Raw genomic sequence first — 17,812 nt, forward strand, 5'->3', positions numbered from 1 at the left:
GTTGTTGATTATAGCATAAATTTGGATAAAAAAGAAATCTGCAGCTGTCACCTGCCTGTCGTTATCTGACAGCTCTTTTTATTGATCATTAATTGTATTGTACCGTCCATATCTGTCCGATATATAGGTACACCTCTTTCTTCCCAGTAGTTGATAACCTCCCGGGAAGGATGACCAAAGCTGTTTTTGCCTACAGAAACAAACACCGCCCGGGGATTGGTACTGTCAAACCAAGCTGTATCCAGAGAGCCTTTTCCGCCATGATGCGGAACTTTTATAAAATTCGAATTCCAGTCAGTTCCTCTGTCTGAGATGGATTCCATTTCTTCTGCTTCCATATCTCCCGTCAATAGGATTTTCATTCCCAGATATTCCATCTGTATCACCAGAGAATTATTATTTGAATCAGCGCCGGTGTTGTTCATTTCTTCGACCGGGGCCATAATCTCAATCTGCAAACCGGAAGAAAAATGGATATAATCCCCTGCCTTGAGCGTTACAAACTTTTCTTTGTTCCGGTAGTATTCCGCTGGAATTCCCGACTGCCATTCTTCATTTGTTATCCTATCACCCGCTTCGGGTACTGCGACTTTTGCCACAGGCAAATTGGCCAGCAGATATTGCGCCCCTCCCAAATGATCAGCATCCTCGTGCGTGATAAAAAGAAAATCCAGTTGACCTATCCTTTTTTCCATCAAATAAGGAAGCACAATTTTTTCCGCTGCATTGTAGTTCTCCCTACGGGGACCGGTATCGACAAGCAGGTTCTCTCGGGCTGTCTGAATTAGGATACAGTCCCCCTGGCCCACATCAATAAACGAAATTTCCAGGGCATTGCCGGCCGACCAGGGGTGCCAGAGCAGCAGCATCATAAGCAAAGCAAAGACATATCTAAATTTGATAAAACTTAACAGTTTCGCAGGAATTAGTTGTTTGGCAGAATCCAGGAACTTTGCAGACCACAGATTAGAATATCCCATATGGTGCGGCTTATTTTCGTTCTTTCCAAGTTTGAGCGTGTCAACCATTCTGTACAGGTAGGGCAGAAATTGTAATCTCTTCGCTGTCGTTCTGAGTCTTCTGACCTGTACGTTCGAAATGAATTGTATTCTTTCTGTACCGAATAGCATCGCTGCCAAAAATCCATACCAGGCTATCCAAAAGGCCAGGCCGGGGTTTAATACCCAGAAATAGGCCCAAGGTAAAGATGCAATCAGCGTCAATATACGGTCAGAGATCTCAAGCAGCCATACTGCAGCTTGAAAAAAAATGGATGGGATACCCGGAACAAAAATCAGTACCGTTCCAATAAGCCCGATCTGCAGAACTGCGCCGAGCATAAAAAGAATAAATATATTGGTGACCAGCCCAGCCAGAGACAGTTTGTGAAAAACATTCGTCATAATGGGTATCACGGCAATCTGAGCGCCAAATGATACTGCTGCAGGCAGTCTCAGTAATTCAGGCAACCTGCCGAACCAGGCATTTTTCATCAACTGGGGTGATAGAACCAGCATTCCCCAAGTAGCAGCAAAGGAAAGCTGAAAACCTATATCACGCAAAAATAAAGGATTCCATAAATAAAGAATCAACGCAGCAAAGAGAAGCCATCTAAGCGGCGACATCTTTCCTCTGCCTAAGCGGCCGATCAAGACTGAGGTTCCTAAAATGGTTGCCCTTAAGATAGGCGGATTACCGCTGCATAAGACTGCATAACACAAGATAACCCCAATCGTTGCGACAATTCTGGCTTTCCGGGGCAGGCCAAACAGAAACAGCCATGCCAGGGCCATCACAAAGGCCACATTAGATCCCGAAGCCGCAAAAACATGCATGACTCCTGCGGCCTTGTACATCTCCAGTGTTTTCGCAGAGATCCCGCTGGAATCCCCAAACAAAATTCCTTCAAGAATACCGGCTTGCTCTGGCCAGGACGCGGTCAGAATATCATGTACATGCTGACGTATCCTTCAGGTAAAACCCGGAACACCTTCCTCCAGTACATCAGCTTCCCCGAAGGCTGTAATCGTACCACTTAAGCCTCTTACAGCATAATAAAGCGGAAGGTCAAATCCGCCCTCTGTTCCCGGAGGTTTGGGATGTTCCAGCCTGGCTGTGACCAAGATGGTGTCTCCGGGCTTAACCCGATCCCATCCCTTCATATACACCCCATCTTCTTCGGGGTAAACACGAAAACTGTATTTTTCCCCCAAGCGTTCTTCCGTTCCGGGATAGACATCTTCCAGGATGAAAATACCCTGACCGGCCTTATCATCAATCCGCCAATCCGATAGTCTGCCCTGTATCTCAATTCTTTCTATAAGCAGCGGAGAAGCGATATTGTTCTCTGCCGGTATCCCATACAAAAAACCTGTTAAAAGCCCGCAGGTCAGCAGTACCGCTTCAGGTTTGGAAGCCCTGCCAAAAAAATCGAGTGGTTTCCAGATAACCACGATTCCTATGACTAAAAGCAAGCAGATGGCCAATATGAATATTCTTGCTTCTTTTTCACTTTGAACGGCCAGCAATCCACCTGTCAGCACAGCTATAGCCTGAATGACCAGTTTATCTTTCATGACGCTTTCATGCCCCTTCATGACCTTTTTCTCATTTTGGTATGCAAACACCCTATGATCAGTCCGAGAGCTACAGTTCCGCTATGAGCGGAGCAGGATAACGCAGCGCGGCTATTTGCGGATTGTGCCATTCATGGCACGCGGATATTGTGGCCCACAGACTTGCCTCAGACATACTGCTTTATCACGTTACGGACTGACAGAGATATACTTTTCCATTTTCTCATAGGTCTTTGAACCGATCCCCGAAACATTTTGAATCTCTTCCGGTGCGGAGAACCATCCGTTTTCCGTACGATAATCAATAATTCGCTGGGCTAAGGCCGGACCGATCCCCGGAATAGTATCCAGTTCATTAATACCTGCGGTATTGATATTGACCTTTGTCGATAATCCGTCTGTTGTACCCGGCTGAGCTGCGCTGTTTTCGGTCTTATTTTGAGTCTCACTTTGGGTCTCATTTCCGGTTAATTGACCCGTTCCGGTACTCTTTAAGGCCACAATTATTTTTTGTCCATCCTTGAGCTTTTGGGCAGGATTCAATACTTCAAGGTCAGCTTCAGCTGTCAATTCCGCTGCTTGCAGCGCATCATCCAACCTGGCATTCAAAGGGAGGTGCAAAAGACCGGGATGCACAACTGCACCCGAAATATAAACTACAATCTCCCTGTTTTCTTCTGCCTGATTAACTTCAACCGGACTGTTTACTGGCAAAAACAGTTTCACAGCGGCCAGAACCAGTAATACACCCAAAATGCCCCACCAAAGCAGCCTCAGTTTTTTCTCCAATCGTCCATACCCCCTCTTTTTCCATTATTCTCCATTTACTTCCAAATTCCTTTGTGTGGATCTCTTTTTGCCGTTTCCAAGTTAATCAGCGCGCTTAACTTTAAACCTGATCATGAGAATGTTCCCATTTCTATTCCAAGACATAGAATATATCAGCCGAAACTGGCAAATTTTTACAAGGAGGTGCTCTTGCTCCCAATGACATTATTTAGAGGAACCCATTTAAATTATGAACTTGTTGCTCCTTATGCAGGGAATCAGGCCACAGTAAGTCTCTTTGACGGTAAAACCTACCACGGACAAATTGTTGAAGTCCGTCAGGACGGTATTTTGTTTCATTCCAATAACCCAGGATTTCTATTTCTTCCATTCCTGGCTATAGCCGCTTTAGCACTGAGTATTCCTTTTGCTTACGGCGCAGGCCTGGCCTACGGTTCCCGTTCTGCTTATGGCCCCTATCCGTACGGGCCTTACAGGCCATACCCTTATTATTAATTGCTCATTCTGATCTTCTGAATTGCACCGCAGCATTAGGCCAGTTGAACACTTTGTTATCCCTAACGTGTTGACACCAGGCACTTCGTGTGTCATTGTCCGTGGCAAACCAGCCACGATTCTCTATTTGAATCGTGGCTGGTTTTAACTGTATATTTTAATTTGACACAATTGGTAAATATGTTACAATTGCATTAGCTAATTTTTTATATTAGCTAATGCGGAGGTGCTCTAATGGAAATTACCTCAACTGAAGCCCAGAATAATTTTGGCCGTTATCTGAAGCTAGCCTGGTTTGAAGACATTATTATCACGAAAAACGGCAAAAAAACAGTAGTTGTTAGACGCTATGAGGATCCCGGAAAAGATGTTTCAGTCGTTGCTGAAAGAGCTGAAAGCTATTCCTGGGACCAAGAAAAGATCACGTATGAAGACTTTTTAATGCTCTCTGAATCAAGTGAAAACCGCTACGAGTATATTGACGGAGAGGTCTACCTTTTGGCTTCGCCTACTTATGACCACCAGTGCATCATCATGGAAATATCCAATGTCCTGTACAACTATTTCAAAGGCAAGAAATGCCGTCCGCTGACTTCTCCGTTCGACGTAACCCTTTCAGTCAGTGACAATAAAAATGTTGTCCAGCCTGATATGATTGTGATTTGCGATACTGAAAATATCAATGAAAAAGGCAGGTATACCGGCGTACCTGCCCTGGTTCTTGAAGTATTGTCCGATTCGACACAGAAAAAAGACCTGCTGAAAAAACTAAATTTATATCTGCAGGCCGGTATATCGGAATATTGGATTGTGAATCCCTGGCGCAAGGAAGTCTATTTATACTGCTTTGCCGAACAGGACATCAGGGAATACCGCGTTTATCAGAGCAGCGATACGATCAAGTCTCTATATTTTGAAGGCTTGTCTGTCCCTCTTGAACAGCTATTTTCTTAAACCGTCTTACCTCACAACGATATTCACCAGTTTACCCAGAACCGTGATCACTTTGATGACGGTTTTTCCTTCAAGGTGCTGTTTGACTTTTTCTGAAGACAGAATCATCTTTTCCAGTTCCTCTTTAGAAATTTCGGCTGGGACCTGAACCTTGTCGCGAACTTTTCCGTTTACCTGGAGAATAATCGTGATCTCCTCTTCGATCAGCGCCGTCTCATCTTCAATGGGCCAGGCCTGTTTATGAATGCTTTCGGTGTTTCCAAGTTCTGCCCAGAGCTCTTCGGTGATATGCGGGGCAAACGGTGCCAAGATCTTCAGCAGTGTTTCAATGCCTTCTCTGGCAACGGCCAGGTTGGCATCCTTTTCTTCTTTATACAGGTAAAGTGCGTTAACCAATTCCATAATGGAACTGATCGCGGTATTGAAATTAAATCTGCTGCCGACATCATTGGTAACCTTCCTGATGGCACTGTGTGTGGTAAAACGCATTTGTTTGGCTTTGGCATCGAGCTCCGCGAAGGATTCACGTGCGGTACTGCCATTTCCTGCAGAAGCCAAGGCAGCTTGATACTGGACAATAAGCCGCCAGACACGGTTTAAAAAGCGATAGCAACCTTCAACACCCTGTTCGCTCCACTCCAGATCCCGTTCAGGCGGGGCAGCAAACAGAATGAACATTCTGGCCGTGTCTGCACCATATTTGCTGATGATCTCCTCAGGGCTGACGACATTTCCTTTGGATTTGGACATCTTGGAACCGTCCATGCAGACCATTCCCTGGGTAAGCAGATTCGCAAACGGCTCATCCACCTGGAGGTAGCCAAAATCTCTCAGGGCTTTAGTAAAAAAGCGTGAATAGAGCAGATGCAGGATCGCATGCTCAACACCGCCGACATACTGGTCGACGTTCATCCATTTGGCCGTGTTTTTCTCGTCAAAAGCCTTATCCGGATTCCGCGGGTCACAATACCTCAGATAGTACCACGAAGAGCACATGAAGGTGTCCATCGTATCGGTTTCTCTTCTGGCAGGGCCTCCGCACTTCGTACAAGTTGTCTGCACAAAGCTCTGGGAAGTGGTCAGCGGATTCTCACCGGCCTTGAACACGACATCATCGGGCAGCAGCACCGGCAGCTGATCATCCGGCACAGGCACAACGCCGCACGTATCACAGTAAATCATCGGAATAGGCGCACCCCAATAGCGCTGACGGGAAATCAGCCAGTCTCTAAGGCGGTAATTGATTTTACGCTCACCAAGCTGCAGCTTTTCCAGTTTGGCAGCCATCCTGTCCCAGGCCGTCCGGTTATCCAGTCCGTCAAAATCAAGGGAGTTGACCATGGTCCCGTCTTCAATATAAGCTTCTTTCATCGGCATATCTTTATCTGCAGCGGAAACTTTAGGATCAAGAATGACTCTCGCAATTGGCAGACCGTACTTCCCGGCAAAGGCAAAATCTCTTTCATCATGTCCCGGGACCCCCATAACAGCCCCGGTTCCATATTCGAGAAGAACGTAATTGGCAATCCAGATCGGGATCCTTTCTCCGCTTAATGGGTTGATGCAGTAGTGTCCGATAAACATCCCTTCTTTTTCTGCTTCCGATGAGGTTCTCGCAATTTCGTTCAAGCCTTTCATCTTCTCAATAAAAGCGAGCACACCTTGTTCATACTGTGTTCCTTTGACGAGCTGTGTAACCAGCGGATGTTCCGGGGCAAGAACCACATAGCTCACGCCAAAAATCGTATCGACTCTGGTTGTGAATACAGTGATCATATCTGTGGTGCCTTCAATTTTAAATTTGGCTTCGGCTCCTTCAGAGCGGCCAATCCAGTTGCGCTGCATGGTTTTTACTTTCTCCGGCCAGCCGGTGAGCTTATCGAGGTCGTTTAAGAGCTGTTCTGAATAATCCGTAATCTTGAAAAACCATTGTTCAAGATCTTTTTTGGTAACAGGTGTGTCGCAGCGCTCGCAGGCACCGTCCACGACCTGTTCGTTAGCCAACACTGTCGCGCAGGACGGGCACCAGTTTACAGCGGCCTTCTTCTTATAGACCAAACCATGTTTATAGAACTGATTAAAAATCCATTGCGTCCAGCGGTAATACTCGGGGTGGCAGGTAGCAACTTCTCTATCCCAATCGTAGGAAATACCCATTTCCTGAAGCTGTCGCTTCATGTTCGCAATATTTTTCCAGGTCCACTCTGCCGGCGGTGTCTGATGCTTGATCGCGGCGTTTTCAGCGGGAAGGCCGAAGGCATCCCAGCCAATCGGGTGCAGCACATCATAGCCCTGCATCCTTTTGAAGCGGGCAATCACATCAACGATCGAATAATTGCGGACATGTCCCATATGTAAGTTTCCAGATGGGTATGGAAACATGGCAAGTGCATAGAACTTTTCTTTACCGTTATTCTCCTCAGTTTTTCCTGCTTTGTTCTCCAGCCAGGCTTTCTGCCATTTTGACTCAATCTCGTTGAACAAATATCTTTCCTGCATAGATCCGACCTCCAAAGTTCTTTCCAACAGAACAGCCTTTAGTTGTTCTGCCTTATGTTTCAAATGTTCATTCTTCTGGTAGATATTACTAGTCCAAAAATAGATAAAAACCCCCATCCCCAAGGGACGAGAGTTTGCTCCCGCGGTACCACCCTAATTCTGTGCGCTTAAAGATTATAACGGTTCTCACCGGCATCCGTTGCTGCCCGGACACTGCTCAGGAACGAGTTCCCCGCCTGGTGAAAACGGCTCACACCAACCGCCGTCTCTCTGATCCATCCCTTTCAGGTACTGCTTTCCTTCAAAGCGTAAAAATATTAGATTGGATATCCAAATTAATTATTCAATCGTTTAATTTTAATTCTATATAGAATTAAAAATCAATTATCTAATACGACTTCCCGGGCATCGCCCCACAGTCTTTCCAGACTATAAAACTCTCTGGTATCTGGTGTCATAATATGTATAACCAGATCACCACAGTCGATCAGCACCCACTGAGCTTCAGGAAGCCCTTCTATCCTTAAGACCGAAAGCCCGATCTCGGGTAATTTTTCTGCAAGGTACTCGGTAATTGCTTTGGTCTGAGTCGTGCTGTTTCCCGTGGCAATCATAAAATAATCTGCAATGACGGATATTCCCTTTAAGTCAAGGGTCAGAATATTTCTGCCTCTTTTATCGTCAATAAAGTCAACTACTTTCTGCAACTGGTCATGACTTATTTCCAAATTCTAACCTCCTTTAGACGCTTTTCCATTTTTCAAATCTTCATACATCAGAATCGTCAGCGGATGAATCGGTTTATTGTTCTCCTTCAGATAGCACAAGGTATGCTCCACACAAGCCAGTGTACCTGTCATAAGGTCATAATACAACTTCTGACGAAGCTTGTCTACACCGGGAAAATCCCTCCCGGGTTCCGTGAGATCGGCACTGTAAATCAACATTTCCAGAGGGGACATACCCGGTCTCCCCAAGGTATGATTCGCAACCGCATTCAGGACATCCTCGTTTTTTATGGCGTAAAGGTTCCGCAGCATATACGCTGCGACTCTTCCGTGAATGACCTGGGGAATTTCCAGATCTTCCGGATAAAGAATAAGGTTCCATTCCCGGGCTTTTTTCAGCTGCTCTAAATAAATATACTCCTTAGCCAGGTCATGGGTAAGCGCAGCTAAACCCGCGTCTCCCTCTTTTACACCGAACTTCGGGGCAAGTTCCACGGCCAGAGCCTCTACCCCAAGCGTGTGCTGAAATCTTTCCAGCGAAAGTTTTTGTGAGGCTAAAGTTCTGAAATATTCCAGCCGGTCGTTCACAACGTTCAACCTCTCTTATTTTACCGCTCCTTGCCATCCATGGCGCCGGCAGCTTTATACCATCCTTAGTAACGCTGCACCGTAAAAGCTATTTAACGCTTCACCCTTCCATGGACATCGCGGCATTAGGCCACCCATGGGCGTCATACAAGAATACGGTACAGTTTGCTGTACCGTATTCTCTCGGGTCCAGGGTCCGAAAATGTAAGATAAACCAGGATTCTTCATGTGCTATTTATATAGAGTCCTACGACTCATTAAAGATCAGAATTTATCTTAACAGAAACCCCTAACCAAAAACATTAGACAGTTTGGCGAGGTCTCGCTTCGTTTACTGTCAATGAACGGTCATTGAACTCGCTACCGTTAAGTTCTTCTGCTAAGCGCTCGGCATCCTCTGAAGCAACTTCTACAAAGCCAAAGCCTCTTGAGCGACCGGTTTCTCTGTCGGTAATGATTCTGCTGCCGATTACATTGCCAAACCGAGCAAAGTACTCAGTCAGTTCCTCTGAAGTCGTACTCCAGGGGAGATTGCCCACGTACAGGGTTTTTGTCATGGAATTCACCTCTAAAATAATTTTGTTTATTTTGTTTATAGTATGAAACAACTATTACTATAGTATACAATCCTATCGGAAGTCAAATGTTTATTTACTGATGTAAATATTATTTTCTATGATGAAACGCCGTACTTCTTCTGGAAGCAAATAACGAATAGACTTGTTATTCCAGATCCTTTTTCTGATATCTGTCGAAGATATAGCCAGAGCGGGAATTTCCATCTCGAATATTCTGTTTTGGGCATAAGGATATCTGTCAAATAATTCTCCCAAAAAACCACCAATTTCATACCCCGGTCTTGAAGCCCCGATAATTTTGGATATTCCAATAATTCCTTCTGCTTCCCTCCAGCTCAAAATATCCCGGAGCGCATCCGAACCGGTGATAAAAAAAAGTTCCTGTTCGGGGAACAACAGATGCAGGGCTTTTAAGGTGTCATAGGTGTATGAAGGGCCTTCCCTGTCGATCTCAATTCTGGATGCAATAAAATCCTCATTGTCGCGGATAGATATTTCGACCATTGCAAAACGCAGATCCGAATTTGCAATCTGGTGATCGACTTTATGCGGAGGAATGCCTGTGGGGATGAATAAGACCTTATCAAGCGCAAATTCGACCCTGGCTGTCTCCGCAGCCACCAGATGGCCGTAATGAATTGGATTAAACGTTCCTCCCATGATGCCAATCCGGCATCCGCCAGCGATTGACTCTCGAACACTCCGTTCCATTATTTATCTCCTAAATTTTTATTATTAAGGCAAGTCTCCGTAACGCTGTCTATACATTACGGAGACTGATCTCAGGAGAATACTTAAGTAAAATATGCTGAGAAATATCCCGCCTGCAAATTGTCCTCACTTACCAGAAAGATAGGTCAGGGCAGCTCTATTTTTGGTTTTTCGCTGGCCTTCCGATAGAGCAGAAAATTCCGCCCGATCACCTGAACCAATTCTGAACGGGTAGCTTCGGCCAGCCCGGAGGCGATATTTTTCGGGTCATCGGCACAATTCTGGAGCGCCCGTCCTTTAATCAGCTCTCTTGCCTCCAACGCATCGGCGGCCTGTTTAATCATATTATCTGTAATTTCATCTTTGCCAACGATTAAAATGGGTTCCATTTCATTCCCCATAGCCCTTAAAAACCTTTTCTGTTTGCCTGTCAGCATGCTATTGTCCTCCCTCCGACCATTCCAACTCCAACTTTCCGATCGATACTTTATTGCCTTCTTTGATCCCCTGTTCCTTCAGTGCATCGTCGACTCCCATCACTTTAAGGATATTCTGGAAGCGCATGATACCGTCATCCGTATCGAGGTAGGCCATCGCCGCATGTCTTTCAATCTCTTTGCCTGTAATGATATACATGCCGTCTTCACGCGTAATGACAAATCTGTCCTCGCTTTGGACCTGAACCATGCGATGTTCATCAGGATCAGCTGAAAGTCCAATCAGCGGTACTTCAGGAAGAATTTGTATCATCTTGTGCAGTAATTTATCGATTCCCTCTCCGGTTACCGCCGAAATTGGGTAGATTTCATAGGCATCCCCAAATTCCTCGTGAAGACGCCGGAGGTTCTCCTCGGAACCGTTAACATCAATTTTGTTCGGAACAACCAGCATCGGCCTTTCAGCAAGAGCTGGACTGTGCAGTTTGAGTTCCTGGTTGATGATTTTAAAGTCTTCCAGCGGGTCTCTGCCCTCGGAACCTGAAATGTCCAGGATATGAAGAAGCAGTCTGGTACGCTCGATATGACGCAGAAATTCATGTCCAAGTCCTGCGCCGGAATGAGCCCCTTCGATAATTCCCGGGATATCCGCCATGACAAAACTCTCATCCTCTACCTGAACGACGCCAAGATTTGGTACCAGGGTCGTGAAATGATAGTCTGCGATTTTTGGACGGGCAGCCGATACCCTCGAGATCAGTGTGGATTTTCCGACGTTTGGGAATCCGACCAGGCCGACATCTGCCAGAAGCTTCAGTTCAAACAGAAGCCAAAGCTCTTCCCCTGGTTCTCCGCGCTCCGCCACTGTAGGAGCCTTGTTTGTATTACTCATAAAACGGGCATTTCCACGGCCGCCGCGGCCGCCTTTGGCAATGGTGACCCTTTGCCCATGCCGGGTAAGATCAGCCAAAATTTCGCCTGTACCTTCATTTTTGATTATCGTTCCCGCCGGTATACGCAACACCAGGTTTTCTGCTCCTTTCCCGTGCATATCCTTGCCTTGCCCGTGTTCGCCGCGGTCTGCCTTATAATGGCGGCGATAGCGGAAATCCACCAGGGTCCGCAGGCCCTCATCCGCTTCGAGGATGATATCCCCGCCACGGCCGCCGTCTCCGCCATTAGGCCCTCCCAACGGGACATACTTCTCCCTGCGGAAAGATACAGCTCCTGCTCCACCGTCTCCAGCTTTTACATATATTTTTGCGCGATCATAAAACATTCGTTAACCCCTTCATTCGGATTTTTCTAAAGAAAACTTGGCTGGCGCCAAGCCTTTGGCGTCAGCCTTAGCTGCGCTTAGACCTATCAGAAAGTAACTCATGCTTTCTGATAGACTGGGGAATATACATTCTGCTCAAAAAGATTGTCTTCTTTATATAGTCTGAATTCGCAGGAAAATCCTCCGTCGACAACGCCGAACTGGATTTTTGCTGTTAATGTTTCAACATCCTGATCTCCCTGCACGAATAGGTCTAAACAGTCTTTAGTGTATCCAGAAAAACTCAGGGCATATTCTTCCTGCCAATGATCAAGCCAAAATTCTTCTTTTTTCATTTCCGGAGGAAAATCCAACACAAATTCTGCACCTTTCAGACGCAGCTTAAAATACCATCCCAGGAGAATCCCAAGCAGTGTTTTTTGGCCAATCTTGTAAATATCTTGCTGCGGCCGAATCTCCACCAGGACTTCATCAATATAAGCCAACGCTTTGTCCGGCATATTCAGCTGCAAATACCCCTTGATGACCTGAAAATAATTCAGAAAATCATGCCGAAGGATCTGGAAATTATCCAACTGCTCATAAAGGATCTTTTTATCAAGATTGACCATTTTTCTTCTCCTCACCAAAGATAATTAACAATAAAACATACCCCCGGGCTAACCCAGGGGTATGACGTGTAATCTGTTATTGGGCTTGAGTAATCCCGTTTTCCGCATGAACACTTACCTGCTTGCGGAATTTATCTTTGCGTTCGAACTTTACGTAACCATCTGTGAGCGCGAACAGCGTATCATCTTTGCCGATGCCGCAGTTTTTGCCAGGATGGAGTTTGGTTCCACGTTGGCGAACAAGAATATTTCCTGCCAAAACGTACTGTCCGTCAGAGCGTTTGACTCCGAGTCTTTGCGCATTACTGTCTCTGCCGTTTCGTGTACTTCCTACACCTTTCTTGTGGGCCATGAAGATCACCTCCTAAAAAGAACATGCTGATCGTATTCTAATTTCAACCATTAAGCATTGATTGTTTCAATTGAAAGCTTCGTGTAAGGCTGACGATGGCCTTTTTTAACACGAACGTGTTTTTTGGGTTTATAACGGAATGCAATGACTTTGTCGCCTTTGCCCTGTTCCAGAACTTTTGCGACAACTGTCACGCCGTCAACAACTGGAGCTCCAACCGTTACATTACCATCTTTTTCAACAAGCAGTACCTGATTCAGGTCGAGAACCTGGCCGACAGCTACATCAAGTTTTTCAACATTGACGACATCGCCTTCCTTGACTCTGTACTGTTTGCCTCCTGTTTCGATAATTACATACATTTTACTACACCTCCCAGTCCCAGACTCGCCTGCGTAGGTCAGCCCGCTGCCGCTTAAACGGCAAGAAACCAGTTCATACCTAATAAGTGCGGTTGTGGTGAGAAGCCACCACGTTCTAACATTTTAGCATTTTTCCTTATATTCGTCAATCAGTTGATCCTACAGTTCAATTGGTTCTTCTCTCGCTCTTCTCTCGTGCCAGCCTTTTCCGCCGCACTCCCGGCATTTTTCGGTGTTTCTGGCAGCTAAGGTCTGACCTTCTTTTTTGCGTGTTACCTCAACTAGCCCCAGCCTGGTGCGGCCCACTACTTTACATTTGACCTTATCCTGTTTAAAAGACTTTTCCAGCATTTCCAGCAGCTGATTCCAATCCTCATTTTGTTCCATGTCAATAAAATCGACGATAATAATCCCGCTAAGGTTTCTAAGTCTTATCTGCCTGGATATTTCTGAAGCAGCCTCCATATTCAGACTCAGCAGAGTATGCTGCAAGGAGCTTTCTCCAGTGTATTTTCCGGAGTTGACGTCAATGGCGGTCAGGGCTTCAGTCTGTTCAATCACCAGATAGCCTCCGCTTTCGAGCGGAACCTTGGGTTTTAATGCTTTCAGGATTTCATCGCCGATATGATAGCGTTCAAACAAATTCCCTTTAAAGTCAGTCCATATTTTCCCGGAAACCGAGCATCTGACTTCCCTGAGCTTTGTCCGGAGCAGCTCAGTCATTTCCCCGTCATCGGTAATAACCCTGGTTACCTCTTCGTCGATCGTTTCCCTTAAAAGACGGGACAATGGGTCGCTGCTGCTGTAAATCAGTCCCTTGCCAGACTTGCTTTTGATTCTTTCCGTTAAGGTCTGATTGATTTCTAAAATCTTTTCAATATCATCAGCCAGTTCTTTTTCCGCGACGCCTTCCGCCATCGTCCGGACAATCAGACCAGCATTCTCAATGCTGAGATTCTGGGCAAGTTGATTAAGACGTTCTCTTTCTGTTTCCTCCGTTATTTTACGTGAAATCCCCAAATATCCGCGATTCCCGGGCAAGAGTACCACAAAACGCCCGGGCAGTGAAAGATTGGTCGTAACTCTGGCTCCTTTATTACCGACAGCTTCCCGGGTGACCTGAACAATCACCTCCTGGCCTTCTTTTAAGAGGCTTTCGATCAATGGCACCGGCGATCCGGGTACATTTTGCACCTGGACATATTCTGGATTGACAATATCCCCTGCATAGAGGAAGGCATTCTTCTCGAGCCCAATATCGATGAAAGCAGCCTGTATGCCTGTAACAATATTACTGACCTTCCCCTTGTAGATATTGCCGGCCAAACGGGATTCTCTTCCGGAATCATCTAGGACTTCTGCCAGTCTACCCTCTTCCAGTACCGCAGCCCTCATCCGATGATCCTCAGTGGTAATGACAATCTCTTTCAATCTTATCCCTGCTTTCAGGCTTAGTATCAAATCCAAATTTCTAAGATGACACTATATCGTCGCGATCACTTCGAGTGGGTTTCTGAGCGCCCCATCGGACTGTTCGATAAACAGGCCTTCCCTTGTTGTCGTTACACCTGAAATATCTACCGGAAGTCCTTCCATGTTTTTTAGACTTTCCAGGATTTCAACCGGCCGGACTGAACCAGCGTTTCCGGTAATAATATCCAGGCGCAGTTGTACCTGATGATTCTGAGCATCCGCAGAAATAACCCCTTCTTCAGAAATCAGTGTCATGTTTTTAACAAACGGACGAATATTCCGCTCTATTTTTTTGCCCTGCTGATAGCGAATCCCTGTTGCTTCGTCCCTGTTCAGCCAGTTCCGGCAAGCTTTACGGAGTTCTTCTGCCTCGACCGGACGAAGGAGAAGCGCTTCGGTCCGGTATCTGGCAAGATTAATCACAGCCATCAGTGCCTTGCTTCCCTTTACTGCGATCCCAGCGCCTATGATTTTTATGCCCTCGGGCAACTGGCTCTGAAGCCGCTCAACGATATTCCCAATATCACATGCTCCGACTTCTGTTGTTTCTCCAGCTTCTTCCCGAATAGCTTCCTTTTCTTGTTCTTTATTCTCTTTGACTTCGATATCGACATATTCCTGTTCTCCTTCCACACCGACTGGCAAAGGGGGACCAAAAGCAATCTTTGGATGAGGATTGAATCCTTCGGAAAAAGCCACTTCAATTTGGGCTCTGCGCAGGGCCCTGTCCAACATTCTGGTTAAATCTAGATGCGCAATATACCGGGCTTCACCTTTCTTGGTGTAGGCCAGCCTTATCTTCATCATAACCGCCTCTTTTCCAATCTTTCCAAGATAAAAATATCAGAGCTATCTTCCAAAGCTTTGTTGTAAAGCCTTTCTTTATTCCGGCATGTTTGTAAAAAAGCCGAATACATTACTTGTAAACGAGGAGGGATTTCAATGCAATTTTCTTCTGGCGAACAGACGCCGCTAAGATTGCTGGATGAGGCCAACTTCTGGAAACACCAGGAATATGAGCATACGAACGTCATCCGGGAAATCGTGCCGGATCTAGAAAGAAAATTTGTCGGAGAACTTAAAGAATGGGAACAGTCTCTGACAAGGACGCATAGCCAGGTTGTGCAGCTCACTGAAACATTGGTCAGATATGGCAATACGCAACCGGTTGTCGCCGATCAGGCTCTTCGTCTGATCAGCTTTTCTCTTGAACAAAGCGGCCGGTTTGTAAAATTCCTTTTTGAAATTCTAGATTTGAGTCAGGCAGTCAAGAAGAATCCGACTGCTGCAGCTGTAATCAAACACATCATCCGTGAATCTGAATATTTCATCGGGATCACCCAGACCATCTGCAGTCAAGGCTAGGTTCTGTATAAAGTTAAGGCGCACTGAATTTTACGGGTCTGGCCAGATCCGGACAGACTCCGCAGTGGCTGCATTTTTCCCGGCAATCAGGTGTAACAGCTTCAGTCAGGGCCTTTTTATATTCTTCAAGCAAGTAAGATTTCTTGACACCTGAGTTCAGATGGTCCCAGGGAAGGATCTCATCCTCTGATATCCGCCTGTTGGCATAGAAATGCGGGTCAATGCCGATTTCCTCCATTCCCTGCTTCCACAGATCATACCGAAAATGCTCACTCCACCCGTCAAATTTGCAACCTGCGTTAACCGCCCATTCCAGTAGCTCCGCAACTTTGCGGTCACCCTTGGCAAATATGGCTTCCAGAAAGCTTGCTTCTACATCGTGGTAGATAAACTTGATCCGGTAATCCCGCAGTTTCTTGCGGAGGTATTCCTGTTTTTCTCTTAGAGTCACCATGGAATCCTGTGCTGCCCATTGAAAAGGCGTATGCGGTTTGGGAACAAATGAACTTGCCGAAACTGTGATCCTGCAGCCGCGTTTCCCAAGTTTTCTGGACAACTCTAGGACTTTTCTGGCCTGTTCGACGATTCCGTCCAGGTCCTCATAGGTTTCGGTCGGAAGTCCAATCATATAATACAGCTTGATACTGCTCCATCCTCCTTTAAAGGATGCTTCTGCCGTCCTTAAAAGATCCTCTTCCGTTACGCCTTTATTAATAACATCCCTTAAGCGCTGGGTTCCGGCTTCCGGTGCAAAGGTCAGTCCGGATTTGCGTACTTTTTGGACCTGTTCGGCAATCTCAACATCAAATGAATCCAGGCGGAGTGAGGGAAGGGATACACTGACCCCTTTGGGTTCCATTTTAGCCATCAGACCTTTAAGGACACCGTTGATGCAAGTATAATCACTGGTCGACAGCGAAACAAGTGAGATTTCTTCATAACCGGTGGCCTTGATGGATTTCTCCGCCTGTTCCAGCAATGCTTCAGGAGACCGTTCCCGAAGCGGCCTGTAGATCATTCCGGCCTGACAAAAGCGGCATCCCCTGGTGCAACCCCTCATGACCTCAAGCATTACCCTGTCATGAATAGCCTCCGTATACGGGACAATCACTTTTTCCGGGAAGTAGGCCGAGCTGAAGTCCTGCAACACCGCCTTTCTGACTGTCTCAGAAATTCCTTCCCTGACTGTGATTTGCTGGATCGAACCATCAGGTTTGTATTCGGCCTCATAAAAACCCGGCACATAGATTCCCTGAATCTGGGCCAGTTCGACCAGAATAGCTTCCTTCAGTTTTCCGTTTTTCCTGGCTTGCTGAATCACGTGAAGAACTGCGGGAAATTGTTCTTCCCCTTCCCCCAGGAAAAAGAAATCTACAAAAGGCGCCAGAGGTTCAGGATTGTAGGCACATGGACCACCGGCAAATATAAAGGGATACGCACCCCCACTTTCCGTCCCGTTTTTTCTGTCTTCGGATTTTAACGGTATCCCGCTGAGCTTTAGGACATTTAATAAATTGGTATAGCTGAGCTCATATTGCAGCGTGAAAGCGACCACATCAAAATCCAGCAGAGGACGAAAAGATTCCAGTGTGTAAAGCGGGATTCCTCCCTGCTTTAATTTTTCTTCCATATCCGGCCATGGAGCAAAGGCCCTTTCACAAAGAAACTCTTCATAAGAATTGATGCGGCCGTACAGGATACGTAACGCAAGATTGGACATGCCGACTTCATATACATCAGGAAAGACAAATGCCACCCGTACATCTGTCTTTTCCCAGTCTTTTTTTATCATATTCCATTCACCACCGACATAACGACCGGGCTTAATCACCTGCGGTAAAATCCGGCCGAGTTTCTGGCGGATCCATTCACGATCCTTCTGATTCATATGTATTTCCCCCTTGAGCCTATTTATCCAGGGCAGGTCTTCATAATATATACGCTTTCGGCAGCATAAAGGCTTTGACCTGCCTTTATGCCATCCATGGCATCATAACACTAGGCCATCCATAGTC

At 46.2% G+C, this 17,812-nt stretch carries 19 protein-coding genes and 1 other annotated feature; of the genes, 3 read left to right on the forward strand and 16 right to left on the reverse strand.

All coding sequences use genetic code 11. From position 1 onward, the window contains the following. Window positions 1-47: 47 nt before the first annotated feature. The 3 genes from DHBDCA_RS12650 to DHBDCA_RS12660 all read right to left on the reverse strand — a co-directional run bounded on the left by DHBDCA_RS12650 (window position 48) and on the right by DHBDCA_RS12660 (window position 3,365). Window positions 48-1,898 carry a ComEC/Rec2 family competence protein gene (locus tag DHBDCA_RS12650; RefSeq protein WP_015044617.1) on the reverse strand — a complete coding sequence of 617 codons (1,851 nt, stop codon included), beginning with the start codon at window positions 1,896-1,898 and terminating at the stop codon, window positions 48-50. Between the two features lie 72 nt (window positions 1,899-1,970). Then, complete coding sequence (locus DHBDCA_RS12655) at window positions 1,971-2,597, reverse strand: DUF4131 domain-containing protein (protein ID WP_015044618.1); 627 nt, start codon at window positions 2,595-2,597, stop codon at window positions 1,971-1,973. A 168-nt stretch (window positions 2,598-2,765) separates the two neighbouring features. Next, window positions 2,766-3,365, reverse strand: coding sequence for a helix-hairpin-helix domain-containing protein (locus DHBDCA_RS12660; protein WP_015044619.1), 600 nt, complete (start codon window positions 3,363-3,365; stop codon window positions 2,766-2,768). Between the two features lie 198 nt (window positions 3,366-3,563). Here DHBDCA_RS12660 and DHBDCA_RS12665 point away from each other — a divergent pair, with 198 nt between their 5' ends. Both DHBDCA_RS12665 and DHBDCA_RS12670 read left to right on the forward strand, forming a co-directional pair. Continuing rightward, complete coding sequence (locus DHBDCA_RS12665; RefSeq protein WP_242824914.1) at window positions 3,564-3,860, forward strand: hypothetical protein; 297 nt, start codon at window positions 3,564-3,566, stop codon at window positions 3,858-3,860. Window positions 3,861-4,094: 234 nt separating this feature from the next. Then, window positions 4,095-4,814: a type II toxin-antitoxin system Phd/YefM family antitoxin gene (locus DHBDCA_RS12670; protein WP_015044621.1), complete on the forward strand. Its 720-nt coding sequence runs from the start codon at window positions 4,095-4,097 to the stop codon at window positions 4,812-4,814. Window positions 4,815-4,820: 6 nt separating this feature from the next. Here DHBDCA_RS12670 and leuS read toward each other — a convergent pair whose 3' ends face one another. From leuS to DHBDCA_RS12730, 12 genes are all read right to left on the reverse strand, one after another. After that, a complete protein-coding gene (gene leuS / locus DHBDCA_RS12675) occupies window positions 4,821-7,313 on the reverse strand; it encodes a leucine--tRNA ligase (protein WP_015044622.1) in 2,493 nt (830 codons plus the stop codon). Window positions 7,314-7,432: 119 nt separating this feature from the next. Continuing rightward, window positions 7,433-7,627: a binding site (T-box leader), on the reverse strand. 66 nt (window positions 7,628-7,693) lie between these two features. Next, window positions 7,694-8,041 (reverse strand): ribosome silencing factor, encoded by a 348-nt coding sequence (gene rsfS, locus DHBDCA_RS12680; protein ID WP_015044623.1) that lies wholly within the window; start codon window positions 8,039-8,041, stop codon window positions 7,694-7,696. 3 nt (window positions 8,042-8,044) lie between these two features. Next, window positions 8,045-8,629 carry a bis(5'-nucleosyl)-tetraphosphatase (symmetrical) YqeK gene (gene yqeK, locus DHBDCA_RS12685; protein ID WP_015044624.1) on the reverse strand — a complete coding sequence of 195 codons (585 nt, stop codon included), beginning with the start codon at window positions 8,627-8,629 and terminating at the stop codon, window positions 8,045-8,047. Between the two features lie 302 nt (window positions 8,630-8,931). After that, complete coding sequence (locus DHBDCA_RS12690) at window positions 8,932-9,186, reverse strand: RNA recognition motif domain-containing protein (protein ID WP_015044625.1); 255 nt, start codon at window positions 9,184-9,186, stop codon at window positions 8,932-8,934. Window positions 9,187-9,276: 90 nt separating this feature from the next. Continuing rightward, window positions 9,277-9,918 (reverse strand): nicotinate-nucleotide adenylyltransferase, encoded by a 642-nt coding sequence (gene nadD, locus DHBDCA_RS12695; RefSeq protein ID WP_015044626.1) that lies wholly within the window; start codon window positions 9,916-9,918, stop codon window positions 9,277-9,279. A 146-nt stretch (window positions 9,919-10,064) separates the two neighbouring features. Next, a complete protein-coding gene (gene yhbY, locus DHBDCA_RS12700) occupies window positions 10,065-10,355 on the reverse strand; it encodes a ribosome assembly RNA-binding protein YhbY (RefSeq protein ID WP_015044627.1) in 291 nt (96 codons plus the stop codon). A 1-nt stretch (window position 10,356) separates the two neighbouring features. Beyond that, window positions 10,357-11,634, reverse strand: coding sequence for a GTPase ObgE (gene obgE / locus DHBDCA_RS12705; protein WP_015044628.1), 1,278 nt, complete (start codon window positions 11,632-11,634; stop codon window positions 10,357-10,359). 98 nt (window positions 11,635-11,732) lie between these two features. After that, complete coding sequence (locus DHBDCA_RS12710) at window positions 11,733-12,245, reverse strand: Spo0B domain-containing protein (RefSeq protein ID WP_015044629.1); 513 nt, start codon at window positions 12,243-12,245, stop codon at window positions 11,733-11,735. Window positions 12,246-12,321: 76 nt separating this feature from the next. Beyond that, window positions 12,322-12,597, reverse strand: a complete 276-nt coding sequence (gene rpmA, locus DHBDCA_RS12715) for a 50S ribosomal protein L27 (RefSeq protein ID WP_015044630.1) — start codon at window positions 12,595-12,597, stop codon at window positions 12,322-12,324. Window positions 12,598-12,647: 50 nt separating this feature from the next. Continuing rightward, window positions 12,648-12,959, reverse strand: a complete 312-nt coding sequence (gene rplU / locus DHBDCA_RS12720) for a 50S ribosomal protein L21 (RefSeq protein WP_015044631.1) — start codon at window positions 12,957-12,959, stop codon at window positions 12,648-12,650. A 159-nt stretch (window positions 12,960-13,118) separates the two neighbouring features. Continuing rightward, on the reverse strand, window positions 13,119-14,390 hold the full coding sequence (locus DHBDCA_RS12725) for an Rne/Rng family ribonuclease (protein ID WP_015044632.1): 1,272 nt from the start codon (window positions 14,388-14,390) through the stop codon (window positions 13,119-13,121). Window positions 14,391-14,441: 51 nt separating this feature from the next. Next, the gene (locus tag DHBDCA_RS12730; RefSeq protein WP_242824915.1) at window positions 14,442-15,239 is read right to left on the reverse strand and encodes a TIGR03936 family radical SAM-associated protein; all 798 of its coding nucleotides are present in this window, start codon (window positions 15,237-15,239) and stop codon (window positions 14,442-14,444) included. A 135-nt stretch (window positions 15,240-15,374) separates the two neighbouring features. Here DHBDCA_RS12730 and DHBDCA_RS12735 point away from each other — a divergent pair, with 135 nt between their 5' ends. Continuing rightward, window positions 15,375-15,797: a DUF2935 domain-containing protein gene (locus DHBDCA_RS12735; protein ID WP_015044634.1), complete on the forward strand. Its 423-nt coding sequence runs from the start codon at window positions 15,375-15,377 to the stop codon at window positions 15,795-15,797. A 13-nt stretch (window positions 15,798-15,810) separates the two neighbouring features. Here the strand turns inward: DHBDCA_RS12735 and DHBDCA_RS12740 are convergent, their stop codons facing one another. After that, entirely contained in the window at window positions 15,811-17,685 is a 1,875-nt protein-coding gene (locus tag DHBDCA_RS12740; protein ID WP_015044635.1) for a TIGR03960 family B12-binding radical SAM protein, read from the reverse strand. Window positions 17,686-17,812 lie beyond the last annotated feature (127 nt).

This window comes from Dehalobacter sp. DCA, from assembly GCF_000305775.1.
Taxonomy (GTDB): Bacteria; Bacillota; Desulfitobacteriia; order Desulfitobacteriales; family Syntrophobotulaceae; genus Dehalobacter; species Dehalobacter alkaniphilus.